General features: G+C 57.3%; 23 protein-coding genes, 2 pseudogenes and 1 other annotated feature. Of the genes and pseudogenes, 13 read left to right on the top strand and 12 right to left on the bottom strand.

The features are described from left to right. Positions 1–7: 7 nt before the first annotated feature. Positions 8–337: a YceK/YidQ family lipoprotein gene (locus EV102420_RS15650; protein ID WP_042393568.1), complete on the bottom strand. Its 330-nt coding sequence runs from the start codon at positions 335–337 to the stop codon at positions 8–10. Between the two features lie 231 nt (positions 338–568). Next, positions 569–643, top strand: a sequence feature (ROSE (Repression Of Heat Shock gene Expression) occurs in the 5'-region of heat shock genes and acts as an RNA thermometer to modulate expression.). Here EV102420_RS15650 and ibpA point away from each other — a divergent pair. The 5 genes from ibpA (at position 637) to EV102420_RS15625 (ending at position 3,593) form a co-directional block, all read left to right on the top strand. Next, the gene (gene ibpA / locus EV102420_RS15645) at positions 637–1,050 is read left to right on the top strand and encodes a small heat shock chaperone IbpA (protein ID WP_042393452.1); all 414 of its coding nucleotides are present in this window, start codon (positions 637–639) and stop codon (positions 1,048–1,050) included. Its footprint overlaps the feature before it by 7 nt. A 109-nt stretch (positions 1,051–1,159) precedes the next feature. Next, on the top strand, positions 1,160–1,588 hold the full coding sequence (ibpB, locus tag EV102420_RS15640) for a small heat shock chaperone IbpB (RefSeq protein WP_042393451.1): 429 nt from the start codon (positions 1,160–1,162) through the stop codon (positions 1,586–1,588). A 159-nt stretch (positions 1,589–1,747) separates the two neighbouring features. Continuing rightward, positions 1,748–2,095, top strand: a complete 348-nt coding sequence (locus EV102420_RS15635) for a YidH family protein (RefSeq protein WP_042393566.1) — start codon at positions 1,748–1,750, stop codon at positions 2,093–2,095. After that, positions 2,085–2,456, top strand: coding sequence for a DUF202 domain-containing protein (locus tag EV102420_RS15630; protein WP_042393450.1), 372 nt, complete (start codon positions 2,085–2,087; stop codon positions 2,454–2,456). Before EV102420_RS15635 ends, EV102420_RS15630 begins: the two co-directional genes overlap by 11 nt. A gap of 51 nt (positions 2,457–2,507) precedes the next feature. Then, entirely contained in the window at positions 2,508–3,593 is a 1,086-nt protein-coding gene (locus tag EV102420_RS15625; protein ID WP_042393449.1) for a cellulase family glycosylhydrolase, read from the top strand. On the opposite strand, the gene emrD is transcribed toward EV102420_RS15625, so the two are convergent. Beyond that, positions 3,496–4,680 (bottom strand): multidrug efflux MFS transporter EmrD, encoded by a 1,185-nt coding sequence (gene emrD, locus EV102420_RS15620; RefSeq protein WP_042393563.1) that lies wholly within the window; start codon positions 4,678–4,680, stop codon positions 3,496–3,498. The genes EV102420_RS15625 and emrD overlap by 98 nt on opposite strands. A 174-nt stretch (positions 4,681–4,854) precedes the next feature. Further along, complete coding sequence (locus tag EV102420_RS15615) at positions 4,855–5,688, bottom strand: EamA family transporter (protein WP_042393448.1); 834 nt, start codon at positions 5,686–5,688, stop codon at positions 4,855–4,857. A 195-nt stretch (positions 5,689–5,883) separates the two neighbouring features. On the opposite strand from EV102420_RS15615, the gene ivbL reads away from it, so the two are divergent. From ivbL to ilvN, 3 genes are all read left to right on the top strand, one after another. Further along, a complete protein-coding gene (ivbL, locus tag EV102420_RS21545) occupies positions 5,884–5,982 on the top strand; it encodes an ilvB operon leader peptide IvbL (RefSeq protein WP_072015280.1) in 99 nt (32 codons plus the stop codon). A 100-nt stretch (positions 5,983–6,082) separates the two neighbouring features. Further along, complete coding sequence (ilvB, locus tag EV102420_RS15610) at positions 6,083–7,771, top strand: acetolactate synthase large subunit (protein WP_042393446.1); 1,689 nt, start codon at positions 6,083–6,085, stop codon at positions 7,769–7,771. Positions 7,772–7,774: 3 nt separating this feature from the next. After that, the gene (ilvN, locus tag EV102420_RS15605; RefSeq protein WP_042393444.1) at positions 7,775–8,065 is read left to right on the top strand and encodes an acetolactate synthase small subunit; all 291 of its coding nucleotides are present in this window, start codon (positions 7,775–7,777) and stop codon (positions 8,063–8,065) included. Between the two features lies 1 nt (position 8,066). Here the strand turns inward: ilvN and EV102420_RS21540 are convergent. Beyond that, positions 8,067–8,180, bottom strand: a pseudogene (locus tag EV102420_RS21540) (DeoR family transcriptional regulator); the annotation flags it as partial. A gap of 90 nt (positions 8,181–8,270) precedes the next feature. Beyond that, entirely contained in the window at positions 8,271–9,437 is a 1,167-nt protein-coding gene (locus tag EV102420_RS15600) for an RNA-guided endonuclease TnpB family protein (RefSeq protein ID WP_042393442.1), read from the bottom strand. Positions 9,438–9,494: 57 nt separating this feature from the next. Here EV102420_RS15600 and tnpA point away from each other — a divergent pair, with 57 nt between their 5' ends. The 3 genes and pseudogenes from tnpA to nepI all read left to right on the top strand — a co-directional run bounded on the left by tnpA (position 9,495) and on the right by nepI (position 11,824). Then, a complete protein-coding gene (tnpA, locus tag EV102420_RS15595) occupies positions 9,495–9,920 on the top strand; it encodes an IS200/IS605 family transposase (protein ID WP_042393440.1) in 426 nt (141 codons plus the stop codon). 108 nt (positions 9,921–10,028) lie between these two features. Then, positions 10,029–10,490 (top strand): annotated as a pseudogene (locus EV102420_RS15590) (DUF1198 domain-containing protein); the annotation flags it as partial. A gap of 149 nt (positions 10,491–10,639) precedes the next feature. Next, positions 10,640–11,824, top strand: coding sequence for a purine ribonucleoside efflux pump NepI (gene nepI, locus EV102420_RS15585; RefSeq protein WP_042393435.1), 1,185 nt, complete (start codon positions 10,640–10,642; stop codon positions 11,822–11,824). 52 nt (positions 11,825–11,876) lie between these two features. Here nepI and EV102420_RS15580 read toward each other — a convergent pair whose 3' ends face one another. The 5 genes from EV102420_RS15580 to EV102420_RS15560 all read right to left on the bottom strand — a co-directional run bounded on the left by EV102420_RS15580 (position 11,877) and on the right by EV102420_RS15560 (position 16,756). Beyond that, on the bottom strand, positions 11,877–13,256 hold the full coding sequence (locus EV102420_RS15580; RefSeq protein WP_042393433.1) for a carbohydrate porin: 1,380 nt from the start codon (positions 13,254–13,256) through the stop codon (positions 11,877–11,879). A 132-nt stretch (positions 13,257–13,388) separates the two neighbouring features. Beyond that, complete coding sequence (locus EV102420_RS15575; RefSeq protein WP_042393431.1) at positions 13,389–13,691, bottom strand: PTS lactose/cellobiose transporter subunit IIA; 303 nt, start codon at positions 13,689–13,691, stop codon at positions 13,389–13,391. A 1-nt stretch (position 13,692) separates the two neighbouring features. After that, positions 13,693–15,084 carry a 6-phospho-beta-glucosidase GmuD gene (gene gmuD / locus EV102420_RS15570; RefSeq protein WP_042393430.1) on the bottom strand — a complete coding sequence of 464 codons (1,392 nt, stop codon included), beginning with the start codon at positions 15,082–15,084 and terminating at the stop codon, positions 13,693–13,695. Between the two features lie 19 nt (positions 15,085–15,103). After that, a complete protein-coding gene (locus tag EV102420_RS15565; protein WP_042393428.1) occupies positions 15,104–16,429 on the bottom strand; it encodes a PTS sugar transporter subunit IIC in 1,326 nt (441 codons plus the stop codon). 12 nt (positions 16,430–16,441) lie between these two features. Further along, positions 16,442–16,756 carry a PTS sugar transporter subunit IIB gene (locus tag EV102420_RS15560; RefSeq protein WP_042393560.1) on the bottom strand — a complete coding sequence of 105 codons (315 nt, stop codon included), beginning with the start codon at positions 16,754–16,756 and terminating at the stop codon, positions 16,442–16,444. A 292-nt stretch (positions 16,757–17,048) separates the two neighbouring features. Here EV102420_RS15560 and EV102420_RS15555 point away from each other — a divergent pair, with 292 nt between their 5' ends. Continuing rightward, the gene (locus tag EV102420_RS15555) at positions 17,049–18,005 is read left to right on the top strand and encodes a LacI family DNA-binding transcriptional regulator (RefSeq protein ID WP_042393426.1); all 957 of its coding nucleotides are present in this window, start codon (positions 17,049–17,051) and stop codon (positions 18,003–18,005) included. A gap of 99 nt (positions 18,006–18,104) precedes the next feature. Next, positions 18,105–19,016, top strand: a complete 912-nt coding sequence (locus tag EV102420_RS15550; RefSeq protein WP_042393425.1) for a LysR family transcriptional regulator — start codon at positions 18,105–18,107, stop codon at positions 19,014–19,016. On the opposite strand, the gene EV102420_RS15545 is transcribed toward EV102420_RS15550, so the two are convergent. Next, a complete protein-coding gene (locus EV102420_RS15545; RefSeq protein ID WP_042393422.1) occupies positions 18,984–20,015 on the bottom strand; it encodes a cytochrome d ubiquinol oxidase subunit II in 1,032 nt (343 codons plus the stop codon). The two genes, EV102420_RS15550 and EV102420_RS15545, sit on opposite strands and share 33 nt — an antisense overlap. Next, positions 20,008–20,691, bottom strand: a 684-nt coding sequence (locus EV102420_RS15540; RefSeq protein ID WP_042393420.1) for a cytochrome ubiquinol oxidase subunit I, incomplete at its 5' end; no start/stop codon positions are given. The genes EV102420_RS15540 and EV102420_RS15545, both read right to left, overlap by 8 nt.

Below are 20,691 nucleotides of genomic sequence, written 5' to 3'. Positions count from 1 at the left end.
CGCGAATTTACGGGGCGGGCATAGCCGCAGGGGGAATAACGGAGTTGGTGGCCAGATTGGCCTCCTCCGCTTTCTCAACGCGTGATTTTACCGAGTTGTCTTTACGGAACATATCCCAGGGCAGCAGCAGCGTATCGGCTACGGCGGTAAACGGCATGTCCAGCACGACAAAGGATTTCACCGCCAGGTTCGCGTCGTCATCCATTAGCATTTTTGAACTGGCGCGCGTGCCGGGGTACAGCCCCTCTTTGCCGCCGGTGTGTGACATGACGCTGGAGCAGCCGCCCAGCGTCACTATTCCGCTGACAATCGCCACTTTTAACAGAACATTTTTCATGATGGTTTTTTTCTTATCATCGCGCACTCCTTGCTTATAGCGACCCTTAAGGAAAATGAATAGCTTTCGTGTGCCGCTCTGTGGCGGCAATCGCAATTTAGCGTTAAGTGTCGTAACCCAGTCTATGCCCTGAGTGAGAAAGTGCAAAAAAAAGTCAGACTTCTGCCCTTGAAAATTTTCCCGTTGCACCCATTTTTACAACGTAGTCGAAAGAACATGCCTGCGGGGTGTTCTGGTTTTAAGAGCCTGTCCATGGTGGAAGGTTCAAAAATTTCTCGCTGATTTCAGGAGCTTATTGTATGCGTAACTTCGATCTCTCTCCGCTTTATCGTTCTGCCATTGGTTTTGACCGCCTGTTTAACCTGTTAGAAAACAACCAGAGCCAGAGTAACGGCGGCTATCCTCCGTATAACGTTGAACTCGTTGACGAAAACCACTATCGCATTGCGATTGCCGTGGCTGGCTTTGCTGAAAGCGAACTGGAGATCACCGCTCAGGACAACCTGCTGGTGGTGAAAGGCGCTCGTGCAACCGAGCAAAAAGAGCGTAGCTATCTCTATCAGGGCATCGCCGAACGTAACTTCGAACGTAAATTCCAGATCGCTGAGAACATTCACGTTCGCGGTGCGAACCTGGTCAACGGCCTGCTGTTTATCGAACTGGAGCGCGTCATTCCAGAAGAGAAAAAACCGCGCCGTATCGAAATTAACTAATTTTACGGGTCGCCGCCGCGGCCCAGATTAACCCTTGCTCGCCGTCAGGGAGCAGATACGCGTCACACGATGCGTAGACCATTTCTTGCTTCAAAGAAGGAGAAACACCATGCGTAACTACGATTTATCCCCGCTGCTGCGTCAATGGATCGGTTTTGACAAACTGGCCAACGCCCTGCAAAACGCCAGCGAAGGCCAGACCTTCCCGCCCTATAACATCGAGAAGAGCGACGATAACCACTACCGCATTACCCTTGCGCTAGCCGGTTTCCGTCAGGACGATCTGGAGATCCAGCTGGAGGGTACACGCCTCAGCGTTAAAGGCACCCCGGAAAAACCGGCCAACGAGCCGAAGTGGCTGCATCAGGGGCTGGTGATCCAGCCGTTCAGCCTGAGCTTCACCCTGGCCGACCATATGGAGGTCACCGGTGCTACCTTCAATAACGGGCTGCTGCATATCGACATCAGCCGCAACGTGCCGGAAGCCATTGCTCCTCAGCGCATCGCCATCAGCGAGCGCCCGGCGTTGAATAGCTAATCTGCACGATGTAAAAAGGCCCCGTACGGGGCCTTTTTTGTATCTACTCTGTAGGCCGGGTAAGCGTAGCGCCACCCGGCGGTATACATCTTCGCAAAGATGACGCGGTATGGCATGCTGATGGTGCTGTTTGAGCGCGATCAACCACAAGGACACCGCATGAAAATTTCTCGCCTCGGTGAAGCGCCGGACTACCGCTTCTCGCTGGCAAACGAGCGCACCTTTCTCGCCTGGATCCGCACCGCGCTGGGCTTTCTGGCGGCGGGGGTTGGCCTCGATCAGCTCGCCCCGGATTTCGCCACGCCGCTTATTCGCGAGCTGCTGGCGCTACTGCTCTGTCTCACCTCCGGCGGGCTGGCCGTTTTTGGCTACCTGCGGTGGCTGCGCAATGAGCAGGCGATGCGCCTGAAGCAGGATCTACCCTATACCTACAGCCTGCTGGTTATCAGCATCATGCTGCTCGTGGTGGCCGCGGTAGTGATGGCGCTGGTCTTCTATGCCGGATAGCCGCAAAGCCCGCCGTGAGCAGGATCCCGGCCTGCAACCCGAGCGCACCTCGCTTGCCTGGCTGCGCACTCTGCTGGGCTACGGCGCGTTGCTGATGCTGGCGGTAAAGCACAACGGGCAGCAGGCGGGATCGGTTTTCTGGATAGCGATTGCCCTGCTGGCGGTGGTGGCGCTGATCCTCTGGCGCTACACCCTGAAGCGTAACCTGATGGACGTCAACCGCAGCGACTTTCTGCGCCCGTCAGCGGTGCGGGACAAGCTTCTGGTTGCGCTAGGGGTGTTCTCGCTGGCGCTGCTGTTTGCCGCTACCCATTTCCAGCAGATCGCACTTTTTCTTCTCGCTGCGCTACACGCCAGTTAAAAAAGCGTGCTAAAAAATAGCGGTGCGTTAACTCATCTTTTCAGGCTACCCGTGTATAAGCTTCCAATTGCTGCTGCGTTACTGCTTGCTACCTCTGCCGTTTATGCTGAGCCGCCGCTGACGGCCGCACGCTATGCGGCTCAGCTCGGCGTCGGGATGGACGTTGACTGGGCGCGCACCGAGCGCGGCATCCGCGAGTTCGATCCGTTAGTGGTGCGGGATTTTGCCGCGCAGGGGATAGGGCATGTGCGTATTCGCGTTGCAGGCGAACCGACCGAGGCGCGACTTATTCACCTGCGTAAGCTGGTGCAGGCCTGCGAGCAGTACGGCGTGATCCCGATTATCGCCTGGCAGGCCGACGAGTATAAAAACGATCCGAAAGCCGAGAATGAAAAAGAGGTGGTGAACTGGTGGATCGCCGTTGCGCACTACTTTGGTAGCAGCTCGCCGCAGTTAGGCTTCGATCTCATTTATGAACCCGCCGACAAGCTGAACCATAATCTCGCGTCGCTCAATCGCGTCTACGAAAAAACCATTAAAGCCATTCATGATATTGACGCTCAGCGCATGATCTTTATCGCGCCGCGCCTGCGTGCGGCCCCGGAAGATCTCGCTAACCTGAAGCTGCCCGCGCACAGCCAAAATTATCTGCTGGCGGAGTGGCATATCTTCCCGTGGGGGCCGCTCAAGAGTAACGGCAGGTATCCGTGGACATCGGGGACGGCGGCAGAGAAGGCAGCAATTCGAAATCGCATCAATGTCGCGCTGCGCTGGCAGCAAAAAACCGGTCACGTCAGCTGGATAGGCGGCTGGGGCGTCGGTGAATCCAGCCATTTTACCCCCACCGCGTCGCAAATGGCTTTTGCCACCTTTATGGCCTGTGAGCTACAGCAGGCAAAAATTCCTTACGCCATTAATGCCGATGCGCAGTTTTACGATGGTGAAGAGGGGGCGTGGCGTCCCATAGCCGAACCGCTGCTGAAGACCATGATTGCCCCGACATGTGAAAAGCCCGGCGAGAAGCCGGGCCATCACAATGTTAAACAGGCTGCTCGTGATGCGGGGCACGCGACGCCAGCGGCAGCCAGCACAGTAAAATCAGCAGTCCCATCAGGGTCATCAATAAACCGAGGCTAGCCTGGCCGGTCTGCGGCATCATGGCAGAGAGCCATGCCAGCGCGCCGGAGCCGATATTCTGTAGACCACCCACCAGCGCGCCCGCCGTTCCGGCGAGGAACGGAAACGGCTCCATTGCGCCACTGGTGGCGAGCGGGAAAAGCATCCCCGCGCCGAAGAAGAACAGCGCCGCCGGGATCAGCAGCGTCCAGACGCTCATCACGCCAAACAGGCCCGGGATCCACATCATCACGCCTGCCAGCAGGCAGCTCATCACCGATTGCCACATCAGGGTGGAGAAACGTTTATTCTGGCGTCCGGCAAACCACGCGCCAAAGAAGGCGGCCGGGATCGGCAGAATAAACAGAATGCTGACCACCATACTGCTTAGCCCAAGCCCTGCCCCTAACAGCACGCCGGAGCAGGCTTCAAATACGGCAATACCCGCCAGGCCACCGATCAGCATCAGCAGATAGCAGTTGAATGACCCGCTGCCAAAAAGCACTTTGTAGCTGGTGAGCAGTTTCGTGCGCGGTGCGCCTGTGGGCCGGGTCTCGGGCATCCAGCGTGCCATGCTGAAGGTAACCAGCACGCACAGCACCAGCAGGAAGGCGAAGCAGGCGCGCCATGACCAGAGGGTATTCAGCAGGCCGCCAATCAGCGGGGCCAGCAGCGGACTCACCAGAATCCCCATGTTTAACAGGCTGTTGGCATGACGAAGCTGGGTACCCTGATACATATCGCGCGGTAAGGTTCGCGCCATCACGCCGCCGACGCCGGTCCCGACACCCTGCAACGCACTGGCCGCAATTAATACGGTCAGGCTATGGGTAGTCAGGGCAATCAGCGTCGCTACCATGAAAATGCTCATGCCCACTAAAATAACCGGGCGACGCCCCACGCGATCGGACAAGGGGCCATAGACGAGCTGCGAGAGGCCATAGGTCAGCAGATAGGCAGCCATTACGCTCTGCACGGCGCCGTCACGGACGTGAAATTCCTTTGCCATGTCGGCGATGGCCGGAATATAGATGGTTTGCGCCATCTGACCGACCGCCACCAGTAACACCAGCATCAACAATAAGTTAACGTTCCTTTGTCTTTTCATGTCGCTGAATACTTTTGCCAAATAAGAGAAATAAAGAATAAGTCACTACGCATTCCATAAATGCGCGAGAAATCTACCACAGTACGGCGATAAGTTAAGTATCAGGGTGATGAATGGGCAAGAGTGAAAAGGCAGGATTTATGAACAATGTTGGCAACAAATATTGCCTGGGTTTTACGCCAGACGCAGCAGAATAGCCCCACCGGCAATGCCCAGCGCAGCAGCGATGCGTACCCCGGCAACCCGCTCTTTTAACAGTAGAAAAGCGATAAGCGCGCCAAAGAGTATCGACGTTTCACGCAGGGCCGCGACCACGGCCAGCGGAGCTTGGGTCATGGCCCACAGCGCCAGGCCGTAAGATCCCATGGTGCCCGCCCCGCCAAACAGCCCTTTTTTCCAGTGCAGGCGCAGATAGCTGGACGCTTCGCGGCGGCGCGCCACCATCGCCCAGCAGAGCAGACAGAAACCGTTCATAAAGAAGGTCCACAGCGTATAGCCCAGCGCGGTGTCAGACAGACGCACGCCGGTGCCGTCCACCAGCGTATACCCCGCGATAAAGCAGGCATTCAGCAGCGCCAGCCAGATACCTTTGCGTGACTGCATGCGGCCATTCAGCGCCATGGCCAGTATCGACAGGCAGATGACGCCGATCCCAGCCCAGGCGAGCCACGAAAGCGTATCCCCTAATGCCAGGACGCTAATCAGCGCGACCAGCAGCGGGGCCGTGCCGCGCATCAGGGGATAGGTTTGGCTCATATCGGAAACCTGATAGGTCTTTGCCACCAGCACCGTGTACACCACCTGTAACGCGCAAGAGATCACTAAAAAAGGCCAGCTGGCGGCGGAGGGCTGCGGTGAGAAGGGCAGCAGGATCAGGGCGATAAGCGTCGCAGAGCCGCTAACGCTAATGGCGGCGTAGAGTTTATCCGTTCCGGCTTTTACGATGGCGTTCCAGCTGGCATGCAGCAGGGCAGCGAATAAGAGAATGCAGAAAACAGAGAGCGTCATAGCGAATCGGATGATGAATTGTCATACAACTGTAACACTTAACCCTGTTTTAGCCGCGTTTTTGTTTGGCGTTGAAGCGTGATCGGTCACACATTTTCACCGCCGCTGCGATAAAACGATTGTCATGCTGCACCAGCTGTGTTTGTATAAATTCAGCTAATAAATAAACAACACAACATACACAACAGGCCCCTAATGAACCCAACCATGCTGACATCGACTCTACTACGCACCGCGCCATCTGCCGCGGTCGTCGTCGTGCGTGTGGTGGTGGTCGTCGGCATAGCGCCGTAGGGTCCGGAACACACGATTCCAAAACCCCGCCGGCGCAAACCGGGCGGGGTTTTTCGTTTAGACCGCCCGGAAAGTCGGCCCAGAATTAAAGGACTGGAGCATGGCAAGTTTGGGCACCACCTCGCAGGCAAGGCGCTTTACCGGCGCACAGTTAATCGTTCATTTACTGGAGCGCCAGGGCATCACTATCGTCACCGGGATCCCAGGCGGCACGGTGCTGCCGCTGTACGACGCCCTGAGTCAAAGCACGCAGATCCGCCATGTACTGGCTCGCCACGAGCAGGGCGCGGGCTTTATCGCCCAGGGCATGGCGCGCACCCAAGGGAAACCCGCCGTCTGTATGGCCTGTAGCGGGCCGGGAGCCACCAACCTGGTGACCGCCATCGCCGACGCGCGCCTCGACTCCATTCCGCTGGTCTGCATCACGGGTCAGGTCCCCTCGTCGATGATCGGTACCGACGCCTTCCAGGAAGTAGATACCTACGGCATCTCTATCCCCATCACCAAGCACAACTATCTGGTGCGCGACATCCGCGAGTTGCCGCAGGTGATCAGCGACGCGTTTCGCATTGCCCAGTCAGGCCGTCCCGGCCCGGTGTGGATAGATATTCCTAAGGATATTCAGACCGCAGAGATCGAATTAGACACCCTGCCGGAGCCGGGTGATGCTGCGCCAGCCCCCGCATTTAGCATCGAGAGCGTGCAAGAGGCGGCGGCAATGATTAATCAGGCCCAGCGCCCGGTGCTCTACCTGGGCGGCGGGGTGATTAACGCGCCCGAGCAGGTGCGGATCCTGGCGGAGAAGGCCAGCCTGCCCACCACCATGACGCTGATGGCCCTTGGCATGCTGCCGAAACAGCATCCGCTGTCGCTGGGCATGTTAGGCATGCACGGTGCGCGCAGCACCAACTTTATCCTGCACGAAGCCGATCTGCTGGTGGTGCTGGGAGCACGTTTTGATGACCGGGCGATTGGCAAGACCGAAACCTTCTGCCCGAACGCCAAAATTATCCATGTGGATATCGACCGCGCCGAGCTGGGTAAGATCAAGCAGCCGCACTGTGCTATTCAGGGTGACGTTAGCGAGGTGCTGGCTCAGCTGATCCCGCTGATTGCAGAGGACACTCGTGACGCCTGGCGCGATACCGTGGCGCAGCTGCAGCAGGAGTTTCCAGCTAACATGCCGGGCGCGGACGATCCGCTGAGCCACTACGGGTTAATTAACGCCGTTGCCGCCTGCGTTGACGACAGCGCGATTATCACCACCGACGTCGGGCAACACCAGATGTGGACCGCTCAGGCCTACCCGCTCAACCGCCCGCGCCAGTGGCTCACCTCCGGCGGATTAGGCACCATGGGCTTCGGCCTGCCAGCGGCCATTGGCGCAGCGCTGGCCAATCCCGATCGCAAGGTGCTGTGCTTCTCCGGCGACGGCAGCCTGATGATGAACATTCAGGAGATGGCAACCGCCGCTGAAAACCAGCTCGATATCAAAATCATTCTGATGAACAACGAAGCGCTGGGGCTGGTACACCAGCAGCAGAGTCTGTTCTACAAGCAGGGCGTGTTTGCCGCCACCTATCCGGGGATGATCAACTTTATGCAGATCGCCGCCGGGTTTGGCCTGCACACCTGTGATTTAAACGCGGCGGCCGATCCGCACGCGGCCCTGCAGGAGATCATCTCCCGTCCGGGTCCGGCGCTGATCCACGTTCGTACCGACGCCGAGCAAAAAGTCTATCCAATGGTTCCGCCAGGCGCGGCCAATACTGAAATGGTGGGGGAATAAGCCATGCCACAATCAACACACGACAACGTTATTCTGGAACTCACCGTGCGCAACCACCCAGGGGTGATGACCCACGTCTGCGGCCTTTTTGCCCGACGCGCCTTTAACGTAGAGGGCATTCTCTGCCTGCCGCTACCGGGCGGCGAGCAGAGCCGTATCTGGCTGCTGGTGGCGGACGATCAGCGTCTGGAGCAGATGATGAGTCAGATCGACAAGCTAGAAGATGTGGTTAAAGTGGTGCGTAACCAGTCCGATCCCACCATGTTCAACAAAATTGCCGTGTTTTTCGAGTAGGTTACTCACTTTCCGCGTCAGGGGTGATCGCCTTGACCGAGCCGTTCCGGCAGTGGAGGGCATACTCTGCCGGTAGCGGGCGGTCGCTGATCAGCACGTCAAACTGCGCGAGTGGTAGCGGCTCATCTCTCTCCGCTTTGCCAACATAATCATCTTCTTATGTTCATGACTGCTCCCCGCCTTAAACGGCGGGGCTTCCCACTTCTTAGGCTGCAACTGGCACAGAGCCAGACTTACGCAAGCCTCGATGGGCTTTTACGACGTGACCCGCCGCCATTAACTCTATTACGCCCTGGTGCTGTATGTTGATCGCCGCGTTGATATCGCGATCATGATTGGCACTACAGCCGGGGCATCTCCATTCGCGCACCTTCAGCGGCATTTCCGGCATCCTGTAACCGCAACAATGGCAGGTTTTCGAGCTGGCGAACCACTGATCCAGCTTGACCAGGTGAACCCCTGCCGACTCCGCTTTGTATGCAAGTTTTGCCACAAATCCGGACCATGCCGCATCGCCGATATAACGGGCAAGACGACGATTTTTCATCATATTTGCCAGTTTTAGCGTTTCCACAATCACCGCTTGGTTTTCGTCGATAATTCGTCTGGAAAGTTTGTGCTGGAAGTCAGCGCGGGCATTAGCTACCCGTTCGTGTTGTGCGGCAAGGCGTAAGCGAGCCTTACGGCGATTTGCGCTTCCCAGCTTCTTACGGGATAGCGCCTTGCTGTCACGGCGTAAACGGCGGTATGCGCTGACCAGGTGACGAGTATTAGCCACCTTACCGCCGTCATTGCCGATCAGGTAATGGGAAAGCCCCAAGTCATAACCCGTCACAGCGGTAATGCAGGCCGGCTTTGCTGCCGCTTCCTGCCCGTCGTCTGCGAGTATTGAGGCGTAGTATTTGCCCGTAGCGTTGCGGCTGATTGTTATGCTGGAAACCTTGCCGACAATTTCCCGATGAATGTTCGCCCGGACAGGCGGGATTTTTGGCAACTGGATAGCGTCAGTTAATATCTTCCCGTTGGGATGGTAGCTGGATTGCTTGCCATGCTTGCTTTTGAAAACAGGGAACCTGGCTTTGAGCTTCTTGTTAAAGAAGTTAGCAAATGCCTTGTCCAGATTAATGACGGCTTGCTGTAGCGCCAGCGAATCAAATTCTTTGAGCCAGCTATAACGGCGGGATTTTTTCGCTACTGCCAGCAACGGCTTTATGTCGCGTATTGGTCTGAGTGAAACGCCGTGGCGCTTGTACATGTGGCGGCTGATATAGAGGGCTTTATTGTACGCAAAACGCACCGCGCCAAACTGCGCATTTAAGAATGCGGCTTGCTCGTCAGTTGGGTAAATGCGTACTTTAGTAGCTCTTTTCATTTTCAGTGCTCACGCATAGAATGCGCTTACTTTAAGGGTATAACTGGGGTTTTTCAAGTGAGTGTACACGATAAGGCATTTGAGGGTTATCTCTTACGCCGCCATAGCGTCAGTAAACTGGTTGTTCACCTGATTTTTACCACGAAGTACCGCCGCAAGATTTTTGACGACATGATGATTCAGCAGATACGCGAAGCCTTTCAAAGCGCTGCGGAAAAACTGGAGATTGAGATTCTGGAAATGGATGGGGAAGCGGATCACGTCCACTTATTAATTGCTTACCCGCCAAAACTGTCTATTAGTGTGCTGGTTAATAATTTGAAGTCGATCAGTAGCCGCCGTGCGCGCATCCTGAATACGAATTTACGTAAAGCGAGTAATAGCGGGGTGCTCTGGTCACGCTCTTATTTCGCATGTAGTGCTGGCACTGCAACAACCGAAATATTGAAAGCTTACATTGCATCGCAGAAAACCCCTGATTAACTCCCCTTATATTCCTGCACGATTGGGCAAGGGGTTATGGAGCATTTGCTAAAGAGACTGTATGCGTCGCCGCGTTTACCCGTATGATAAGCATTCTGGGATTGGGCAGGAGCTTTCATGATTTGGTTAACGCTGGCGACGCTGGTTATTGTTTTTGTAGTGGGTTTTCGGGTGTTGACCTCTGACTCCCGGCGGGCGGTACGCCGTCTGAGCGAGCGGCTGGGCACCACGCCGATGCCGGTTGAATCGATGATTGACCAGCTGGGAAAAGCGGCGGGTGCGGAGTACATTCAGTACCTCTCCCGTCCGGACGAGGCGCATCTCCAGAATGCCGCCCAGACGCTGCTGATCTGGCAGGCGTGCATTGTCGATAGCAGCGAGCAGAACCTCCACTACTGGCACCGTACGCTGCAAAAGGCCCGCCTTGCCGCGCCGCTGACCGATGCCCAGGTGCGTCTGGCGCTGGGTTTCCTGCGCGAGCTGGAGCCGGATATGGCCGAAATCAATAACTTCCAGGTGCGCTACAACGCCTTCTTTATGCCTGAAGAGGGCGTGCACTGGTTGCACTAAGTCCCGTAACGCCGGATGGCGCTACGCTTATCCGGCCTACGATATATTCCGCGCTCATTGGCTGAATAGTTGCTAAAACGTTAAATACGTCACACTCAGAATGTTACACTGCGCGACTTTACCGCAATGTGACGTTGCCTGGAGGCAAAATGAGTGAGCATTTACAGGGAAAACCCCACCCGGAACTGGCTCGGCCCAACTGGTCAGCCGTCTTCGCCGTCGCCTTTTGCGTGGCCTGCCTTATCACCGTGGAGTTTCTGCCGGTCAGCCTGCTGACGCCGATGGCGCTGGACTTAGGCATCTCTGAAGGCACCGCCGGGCAGTCGGTCACCATGACCGCCTTTGTGGCCATGTTTGCCAGCCTGTTTATCACCCAAACCATTCGCACCACCGACCGCCGCTACGTGGTGCTGATCTTCTCGGTGCTGTTAACCCTCTCCTGTCTGCTGGTGTCGTTTGCCAACAGCTTTGCCCTGCTGCTGGTCGGGCGCGCCTGCTTAGGCCTCGCGCTCGGCGGCTTCTGGGCAATGTCCGCCTCGCTGACTATGCGTCTGGTGCCGACGCGCGTGGTTCCCAAGGCGCTGTCGGTGATTTTTGGCGCGGTGTCGATTGCGCTGGTGATCGCCGCTCCGCTGGGCAGCTTCCTCGGCGGCATCATTGGCTGGCGTAACGTCTTTAACGCGGCGGCGGTGATGGGGATCGTCTGTACGCTGTGGGTCTGGAAAGCGCTGCCGTCCCTGCCGGGCGAACCGATGCAGCATAAGCAGAATATGTTTGGCATCCTGAAGCGCCCAGGCGTACTGGCGGGAATGATCGCCATCTTTATGGCCTTTGCCGGTCAGTTTGCCTTCTTTACCTATATCCGCCCGGTTTATACCAGCATGGCAGGCTTTGACGTCGATGGCCTGACGCTGGTGCTGCTCAGCTTTGGTATTGCCAGCTTTATCGGCACCTCCATGTCGTCCGCGTTCCTCAAGAAATCGCTGAAAACGGCGCTGGCCGTTGCCCCCCTGGTGCTGGCCCTTAGCGCCCTGACCCTGATCCTCTGGGGCAGCGATAAAATCGTCGCCTCTGTGGTGGCAGTGGTATGGGGATTAGCCTTTGCGCTGGTGCCGGTAGGTTGGTCGACGTGGATCACCCGCTCGCTGGCGGATCAGGCGGAAAAGGCTGGATCGATCCAGGTTGCGGTGATCCAGCTTGCCAATACCTGCGGCGCGGCGGTCGGCGGCTACGCACTCGATAACCTCGGCCTGCTCTCGCCGCTGGTGCTCTCCGGCAGCTTGATGCTGCTGACGGCGCTGTTAGTGGCTGCGAAAGTACGCGTAAAAGGGTAATTGCTCTCTGCCCGGCTGGCGCTGCGCCGCCGGGCATGACGCTCGAACTACATCAGAACCACGCTTCCCACATCGCGCCGACGTTGAACGAATCCAGATTGCTCTCTTCCGTACCGTTTACCCGCGCGGTGCGGTCGTTATCCACCTGGCCGCCGGTGACGTAGAAGCGCAGCATCGGACGGAACTCCGGCCCCATTGCAATCGAAATGTTCTGTGACAGCGTCAGCTTCCAGCCGTGGTTATCCCCGCCCTGGTCGAAATCAACCCGCTGATAGCCCGCTTCCAGCCAGGTAGAGTGCACGTCGTTCCACCAGTACATTGGACGAACGATCGCGCCGTAGTTGCGGCGGTTATCCACGCTGTTGGCATCGTTATCGTAGTCGTGGAAGGCGAGCAGGTACTCAATCTGTGCCTGCTGGGTGAACTTGTAGTTCCCCTCAAAGCTGGCGTAGATCGCTGTCAGATCGTCGGTTTTGTTGTATACGCTGTTGTCTGAGTTATCCGAGTAACGGGCAATCACCTTGTTTACCCCTTTCTCACTGGTATGGCTCAGCACCACGCCGCCCTGCCAGGCATTCTTACGCTCGTCGGTATCCACCGCCTTCGAGTCGAAGCCGTAGTTGGCATACAGCTCCAGATCCAGCGGGCCGACCTTCATACCGTGCACTTTGGAGGTAATGGCGTAGTTGCCTTTATCGCCGGTGCCGGAGCCGCCGGTACAGGTGATACGCGACGGGTTGCCCTCATCGTTCATCACTTCCGGACTACAGGACTCGACCGCCGCCACCGCCGCCACGTCAAACTGCACGCCGCCGATGTCGAAGTTTTTCACCCCTGCGCCCTGGCCGTCGTGGTTCATCCAGAAGTAGTCGTTGATACCCTGCTGCGGACGCTGGTGGAAGTCACGGCCTGCCCACAGATAGGCGTTCGGGTTGGATGCCAGAATATTGGTCACCCCGGCGTAGGCTTTTTTCAGGTTCACCTCGTCGCCCCAGTGATCGAACATCACGTTGATGTCCCAGATAGCGCCGTTATCGCCTTTAAAGGCTTTCGAGAGCTGGAATTCACCGCCGTTGCCCTCGTTGCCCAGGCGACCGATGGCAGAGGAGCCGTTATAGGATCCGTCAACGCCAACGAACTTCTGATCGCCGCCCTGGAACTGCGCCCCGTAGCGGGCATAGCCTGTAAATTTCACGCCAAAGGGGATCGCCATATCCGGCGACTGGGCCGCGGTTTGTGGCTCCGTAATTATATCGGCTTTCTTATCGATCGCCGCATCCATTTTCTTTTGCCGCTCCGCGAGGGCTTTATCAACTGCTTTTGCCACAATCGCGTCGATCTGTTCTTGAGTAAACTCCTGGGCGCTGACTGAACCAGAGCAAAGGGCAGCCATAACCGCCAGCGCGACTGGAAGTTTTTTATTGATATTCATTTTTTGTCTCAATCTAATATATTATTTTTAGACAATAACTATCCCGCCGCTTGATGCGGAATAGTTGCGCTATCACCATTAATTGTGAGGTACAGATTACTTAAAACTGACTGACTATTTCTCCATAATTAATTAGCGTTGATAAAGACGAATAATCTCTTCCGACAGTTCACGGGCCAGCAGCGAGGTCATTAAATGATCCTGGGCGTGAACCATAATTAAGGTCATCGGCTGGCGGGCTTCCCCAGCGTCCTGCTCGATCAGTTTGGTCTGCATATGGTGCGCCTGGCGGGCGTAGCCGTCTGCCTCACGCAGCAGGCTGTTTGCCTCGTCAAAGTTGCCCTCGCGTGCGGCGTGCAGCGCCTCGAAGCAGAGGCTGCGCGACTGGCCAGCGTTGACGATAATCTCCATGACGGCCTCTTCCAGTTCAATCATCTTATTGCTCCTCGTTAAATCCGTTCTGAGCGGCGGTAGCGGCAAACCACTCTCCGCTGCGTTTTATTGTCCGCGTCTGGGTAGCTAAATCGAGCTGCACAAAACCGTAGCGGTTTTTATAGCCGTTACACCATGACCAGTTATCAATAAACGTCCACATATGGTAACCGAGGCAGTGACAGCCCTCCTGAATACCCTTATGCAGCCACTTCAGGTGGCCGGAAACAAACTCAATCCGGTATTGATCGTTAATTTGGCCATTCTCAATAAAACGCTGCTCGTTTTCGACGCCCATGCCGTTCTCTGAAATAAAGCAGCGCGGGTTGCCGTAATTAACGCGTAAATTAGTGAGGATGTCGTAAATACCCGGCTCGTATATTTCCCAGCCGCGGTAGGGGTTCATTTTCCGGCCCGGCATCTCGTAATAATCAAACAGCCACTCCGGCATAAACGGCGAGGCCGGGTTGACCGCGCTGTCGCGACACTTCACGCGGCGCGGCTGGTAGTAGTTGATCCCCAGCAGGTCGATTTTGCCGTCGGCAATCAGGGCGCTGTCCTCCGGGAGGCAGGCTGGCAGCTGATCGTACTCTTTCAGCAGCGCGACTAAGTCTGCCGGATACTCGCCAACCAGCACCGGGTCGAGGAAGCTGCGGTTAAACAGAAGATCGGCATGGTGCGCGGCAGTGAGATCCGCCGGGTTGTTTGAGCGTGGATAGGACGGCGTCAGGTTAAGAACAATGCCGATCTCTCCTAGGTAATGTCCGGCGCGATAGGCGCGAACCGCCGAGGCGTGCGCCAGCACCGTATGGTAAGCCACCGTCGCCGCGCGTTTAAAATCCACCACGTTAGGGTAGTGGAAGTCATACAGGTAGCCGCCTTCCACCGGCACAATCGGCTCGTTAAAGGTAAACCAGTGCAGTACCCGGTCGCCAAACAGGTCGAAACAGATCTGCGCGTAGCGGCTAAAGGCCTCCACGACTTCACGGTTCTCCCAGCCGCCTTTCTCCTGCATCACCATCGGCATATCAAAGTGGAACAGGGTGATAAACGGGACGATCCCCTGGGCCAGCAGCTCATCAATAACGTTGTTATAGAACGTCACCGCCTCAGGATTGACCTCACCCACGCCGTCTGGGATCAGCCGCGACCAGCTCAGCGAGGTACGGAAGCTGTTGTGGTTGAGCTGCTTAAGCAGGGCGATATCCTGCCGCCAGTTCTGGTAAAACGTTGAGGTATCCTGCGGGCCGACCTGCTGGTGAAAACGGTACGGCTGGCTCGCATACCAGTGGTCCCACGTCGTGGCGCTTTTGCCGCCCTGCTGGCTCTGCCCTTCGGTTTGCAGCGCGGAACTGGCACTGCCCCACCAGAAATGCTCTGGAAATGCGTATTTCATCTCTATTCTCTCCGGTTAATTACTGACGCACGGTGCCAGCCAGCGGCGTCACGTCCTGCGCTTTCTGCTCTTCGGTTTTCATCAGCGAACGCTCGTAGGCCCGCAGGAACGGCAGGTACATCAGGGCGGACAGCACCATGCAGATCCCGCACATGATGACCGGACTCAGCGCCCAGTTAGCGGCCCAGGAGGCGCCGATAGGGGCAGGCGTTGTCCACGGCGTCAGCGAAACCACCTGTGCCAGCCAGCCCAGTTTCGTTGCGGCGTAGGCGAGACAGGCGTTAATCATCGGCACGAAGACGAAGGGGATAAACAGCATCGGGTTCATGATGATCGGCGCACCGAACAGAATCGGCTCGTTGATATTAAAGAAGCTCGGGACGATGCCCATTTTGCCGATGGTGCGCAGATGGGTAGCGCGGCTACGCAGCAGCAGGAAGGCCAGCGGCAGGGTAGAGCCGACGCCGCCAATCAGCAGATAGTGATCCCAGAAGCCTTGCAGATAGATGTGGGGCAGCACCGTGCCCGCCGCCAGCGCGGCCTGGTTAGCAGAGAGGTTCGCCATCCAGAACGGGTTCATAATGCCAGTAACGATCAGCGACCCGTGGATACCGGCAAACCAGAAGATCTGGCACAGCAGCACGGAGAGCAGGATCGCAGGCAGTGAATCCGACGCCGAAACCAGCGGCTCCAGCAGGTGCATAATCGCCTGGGGCAGGATCATGCCGGTTTGCGCCTCAATGAACAGGTTCAGCGGGTGCAGCGTACCGATAATCACCACCACCGGGATCAGGATCTCAAAGGAGCGCGCCACGCCAGTCGGCACCTCTTTCGGCAGACGAATAGTGATGTTGTTCTGCTTCAGCCACGCATAGACGCGAGTGGAGTAGATGGCGGTGATCAGCGCGGTAAAGATCCCCTGGCCCGACAGGTACTGGGTGGAGATTTTGCCGTCGGCATAGGGTGCGGCTACCAGCAGGAAGGCCATAAACGCCAGCAGCCCGGACATCACCGGATCGAGATTAAACTGCCGACCAAGGCTGGCACCGATCCCGACCGAGATAAAAAAGGTCATCACGCCCATGCTCAGGTTAAACGGCAGCATCAGCTGTTCGCGATAGGTCTGGGAGAAGTCGAGCCAGCCGCGCGCGAAGCTGTTGGTGGTGTCGGCGGAGAAGGGCGGGAAGATAAACACCAGCATAAAGGAGCCGATGATCATAAACGGCAGCGCGGCGGTAAAGCCGTCGCGGATGGCGATGACATACTTCTGTTGCCCCAGACGTCCCGCCAGCGGCGTAATGGACTGCTCGATAACGGCAACCATGGATTGATATAACGAACTCATAGGAACACCCTTTTAGTGTGCCGCTTCGATGAGCGACAGAGCAAAGTCCAGCACCTTATCGCCGCGCTGCATACCGTAGTCCATTGGGTTAATGGGCTGAACGGGAATGCCGTGGGCGGCAGCCTTTTCTGACAGCGAGTTAAGCATGTATTTTACCTGCGGCCCCAGCAGCACCACCTGATAGCGTGGAAACTGAGTATCAAACTCCGCTACGCCGTAAGCATCAATCTCTACCGGTAAACCTCTCTCTTCTGCCGCTTCGACCATTTTCCTCACCAGCAGGCTAGTGGACATCCCTGCAGAGCAGCACAGCATGATCTTGTTCATCATCCCCATCCTCTAAATGTTAAAAGTTATTACAATGGTGATTGGATATCATATGGAAACCGGTTTCCATCACTCAGGCATCGAAGTGTGATACCCATCAAAATCCATTGGCCATATGGTTATTTTCCTGGATTTACATCACAGGTTTTTATGGCTCACTCCCCGCAATAAGGGATAAACGGAAAATCGGTTTCCATGCGAAATAGAATGCAGCTATACTGCTGCTGGCGATATTATGCACCATGCTTTACTTGTTTTTCGGGCTGTATATTCGGCCTGACAGGGGAAAAAGATGTCTACAATCAACGATGTATCACGTCTGGCGGGAGTGTCAAAAGCAACCGTCTCACGGGTGTTGAGTGGGTCGCGCGGCGTCAAAGAGGCCAGCCGACTGGCGGTGTTAAAAGCCGTTGAAGAGCTAAACTACCGGCCCAACGTCATCGCGCAGTCTCTGCTTAGCCAGACCACCGGCTGCATTGGCGTCATCTGCGCCCAGGATAATATCAACCAGACCACCGGCTACCTCTACGCGCTGGAGAAGCATCTCAGCCAACATCAGAAGCACCTGCTTTTGCGCTTTGCCAATAGCCGGTCAGAGGTGATTAGCGCCCTCGACGAGTTAACCTGCGGTCTCTGCGATGATGTGCTGATTATCGGCGCGCGTTTTCCGCTGAATAACCTTGGCTATGATGATGTGATTCTGGTGGACTGTGTGGAAGCCGATACGCCGAACAGCATTCAGTTCGATCACGCCTTCGCGGCGGAAACGGCCTGCAACTATTTGATTAGTCAGGGTCGACGCCAGATAGCGCTGATCCACCCGGACGTGAGCGGCTCCGCTGAGCGAGTGCTGCTGGGCTACAAGCACGCGCTGGAAAACAACTTCCTGCCCTTTAACCGTAACCTGGTGTTTATGGATGCCACCTCGGCATCGGTTGCGCTCCAGGTGCTGCTTAACAACGCCAGCACGCTGAACTTTAATGCCCTGCTGGTCGCCGACGAGCAGGAGGCGCAGCGGGTGATCACCCAGCTACAGGCGTTTAATAAATCGGTGCCGGGTGACATCATGGTCTTCAGCCTCGCTGGCTCCGTGCACCTGCCGGGGATCCCAACCATCCCGGCTATTGAATACTCCATGGACGCGATGGCGGCCCGCATCGTCAGCTGGCTGAGCGAAAAAACTCAGGACGTGCTGGGCGCATGCGTACTGCGCGGGGATCTCATTATCCCGGATATGCGCCAGCGCTGATTTGATTACGTCTGTAGCTCACCGTAGGCCGGGCAAACGCAGTGCCGCCCGGCATGACAGCCTCAGCATAGTCATGCTGTGGCGAAAGAGAATAAGAGCATGATTCGCCTTGAAGATGTGACGCTGTTTGTGCGCGCCGCGGCGCTGGGAAGCTTCTCTAACGCCGCACGGGAGGCCGATCTGCTCCCGGGTCAGGTGAGCGCTGCCGTTCACCGGCTGGAGCGCGATCTCGATAAGCGTCTCTTCGCGCGCTCGACCCGCAGCCTGCGGCTGACGGCGGAGGGGGAGAAGTATCTGCCGTTTGCCCAGGAGCTGCTGGCCGTGGTGCAGGCCGGTGAGGAGAGTCTGCACAGCGGCAATGACGAGCTACAGGGCGAGCTGAAGGTCGCGATGCCGTCGGATATCGGGCGCAACGTTCTGCTGCCGCTGATTACCCGCTTCTGCGACCAGCACCCAAAAATCACGCTGCGGCTCTCGCTCTCCGATCAGGTCAGCGACGTCTTTCGCGATCCGATAGACGTTGCCATTCGCTACGGCGTGCTGGATAACAGCAGCTACGTGGCGCTGCCGCTGGCGGAAAACAACCGCCGCGTGCTGGCCGCCTCCCCGGCCTACTTTGAAAAGCACGGTCGACCCACCAGTCTTGACGAGGTGACACAGCACCACTGCCTGCTGTTTACCATGAATAGCCACGTCTACGACAAGTGGAGTTTCCCTGAGAACGGCACCCGCCGCCAGCTGACGGTCAAAAGCCGCCTGCTCTGTGACGATGCTGACGTGGCGCGACGCTGGGCCGTCGAGGGCATGGGCATCGTCTATAAGTCGTGGATCGACATCAGCGCCGACGTGCAGGCCGGACGACTAGAGATGCTGCTCCCTGAGCACCCAGGGGAAGCCGCACCGCTCAATCTCATCTGCCCGCACCGCAAGCAGTTCTCTCCGGCTATTCGTCAGCTGCATAGCACGCTGCGAGAGCATTTAACGGCGATCGTCGACCTGCTTCCCTGTTGATAATGACGCAGACGCTGCGTGAATTTTGCCGCGGAAGATCCAGAAACCCCAGCTGTTATAGAGAAGCGTAATCGGTACAAATGTGCCGAAGGCGATAAGCATCAGCTTTTGCGTAGCGGGCGGGGCGGCGGCCTGGGTCAGCAGCAGGCCGGGCGGCAGAATGAACGGAAACACTGCCAGCAGCATGCCGCCAAACGCGGCGCAAAAGAGCGTCAGCGCCATGGCCAGCGGCAAGAATTGGCTTTTGCGGCGCAGCGTGACGATAAGCCCCGCCAGCGCCAGCAGTGCGATGAGCGCCAGCGGCCCGCTGTAGCGCCACGCCAGCAAATGCAGACGATAATTCTCATGCAGCTGCATGGTCCAGATAACCAGCCCAGCCAGCAGCGCGGCGGTAATCAGCGCAAGCCGTAGCGCCTGGCGTCGGCCCCAAACGGCCAGATCCCCTTCGCAGCGCCACACCAGCCAGCAGGCACCGAGCAGCGCATACCCCACGGTAAGTGAAACCGCGCAGTAGAGTGAAAACGGTGAAAGCCAACCCAGAGGGCCGCCGGTAAACTGTTCGCCGTTATGCGCTATTCCCTCAATCCATGCGCCCATCGTCGCACCCTGGCTTAGCGATACCATCCAGGATCCGCCGATAAACAGCGCGTCAAACAGCGCCGGATGCTGATGACGAAACTCTATCGCCATGCCGCGCACGATCAGCGCCAGCAGCATGATATAGACCGGCAGATAGAGGGCGCTGTAAAGGATGCTGAAGGCGACCGGAAAAAGCGCCAGCATCGCCCCTGCGGTCAGCACCAGCCAGGTTTCGTTCCCGTCCCATACCGGCAGAAGAGAGATGTTCATCTGCTGGCGCGCCTGCGGCGGCTGAAACGGCGCGAGGAGGCCGATGCCGAGATCGGTCCCGTCCAGCACCACGTAAACCAGCACGCCGAAGGCGAGGGCGATGGCGCTAAGCAGCGTTAACGGGGGCATAGAAAGGATAGCCTCAAGCATCGTAGCGCCCCCTTATGCTCTGCGGCGTAATGCCGCGTCCGGTCTGCTCCGCCACTTCCGCATTCGGCTCTCTTTCATTGTGTGACGGCGGCCTGCCAAGCAGGCGCAGCAAAAACCACAGCCCGATGGCGAAGATAAGCAGATACACGATCAGGATGGCAAAAAACGAGGTCAGCACCAGCGAGGGGGCCACGGGAGAAACGCTGTGCGCGGTGCGCAGCACGCCGTAAACCGTCCAGGGCTGGCGTCCGGTCTCGGTCACAAACCACCCGGCGAGCATGGCGAAAAAGCCCGCGGGTGCCATCCATACCATGCCGCGCTGCAGCCTGCGGGACGTCCATAGCCTGCCGCGCAGGCGTACAACCAGCCCGGCGGCGCCGAAAAAGAGCATCAGCAGCCCAAGCCCCACCATGGCGCGAAACGCGAAGAACACGCCGGGCACCCAAGGGAGTTCATCACGCGGATACTGGTTCAGGCTGTGAATGGTGCCGGTGAGGTTATGGCGCAGATAGAGCGAGCCAATATTCGGAATGGCCAGTTCAAAATGGTTACGCTGTGCCTGCATATCCGGAATGGCGAAAAGCCGCAGCGGCTCGCCTTCACCGGGCGGCGGCGGGTTCCAGCTGCCTTCCATCGCCGCCAGCTTCACCGGCTGATGGTCGCGTGTGTTTTCCCC

It is taken from the genome of Pseudescherichia vulneris NBRC 102420 (genome assembly GCF_000759795.1).
Taxonomy (GTDB): Bacteria; Pseudomonadota; Gammaproteobacteria; order Enterobacterales; family Enterobacteriaceae; genus Pseudescherichia; species Pseudescherichia vulneris.
This window is presented reverse-complemented; position numbering and strand designations above follow the sequence as displayed.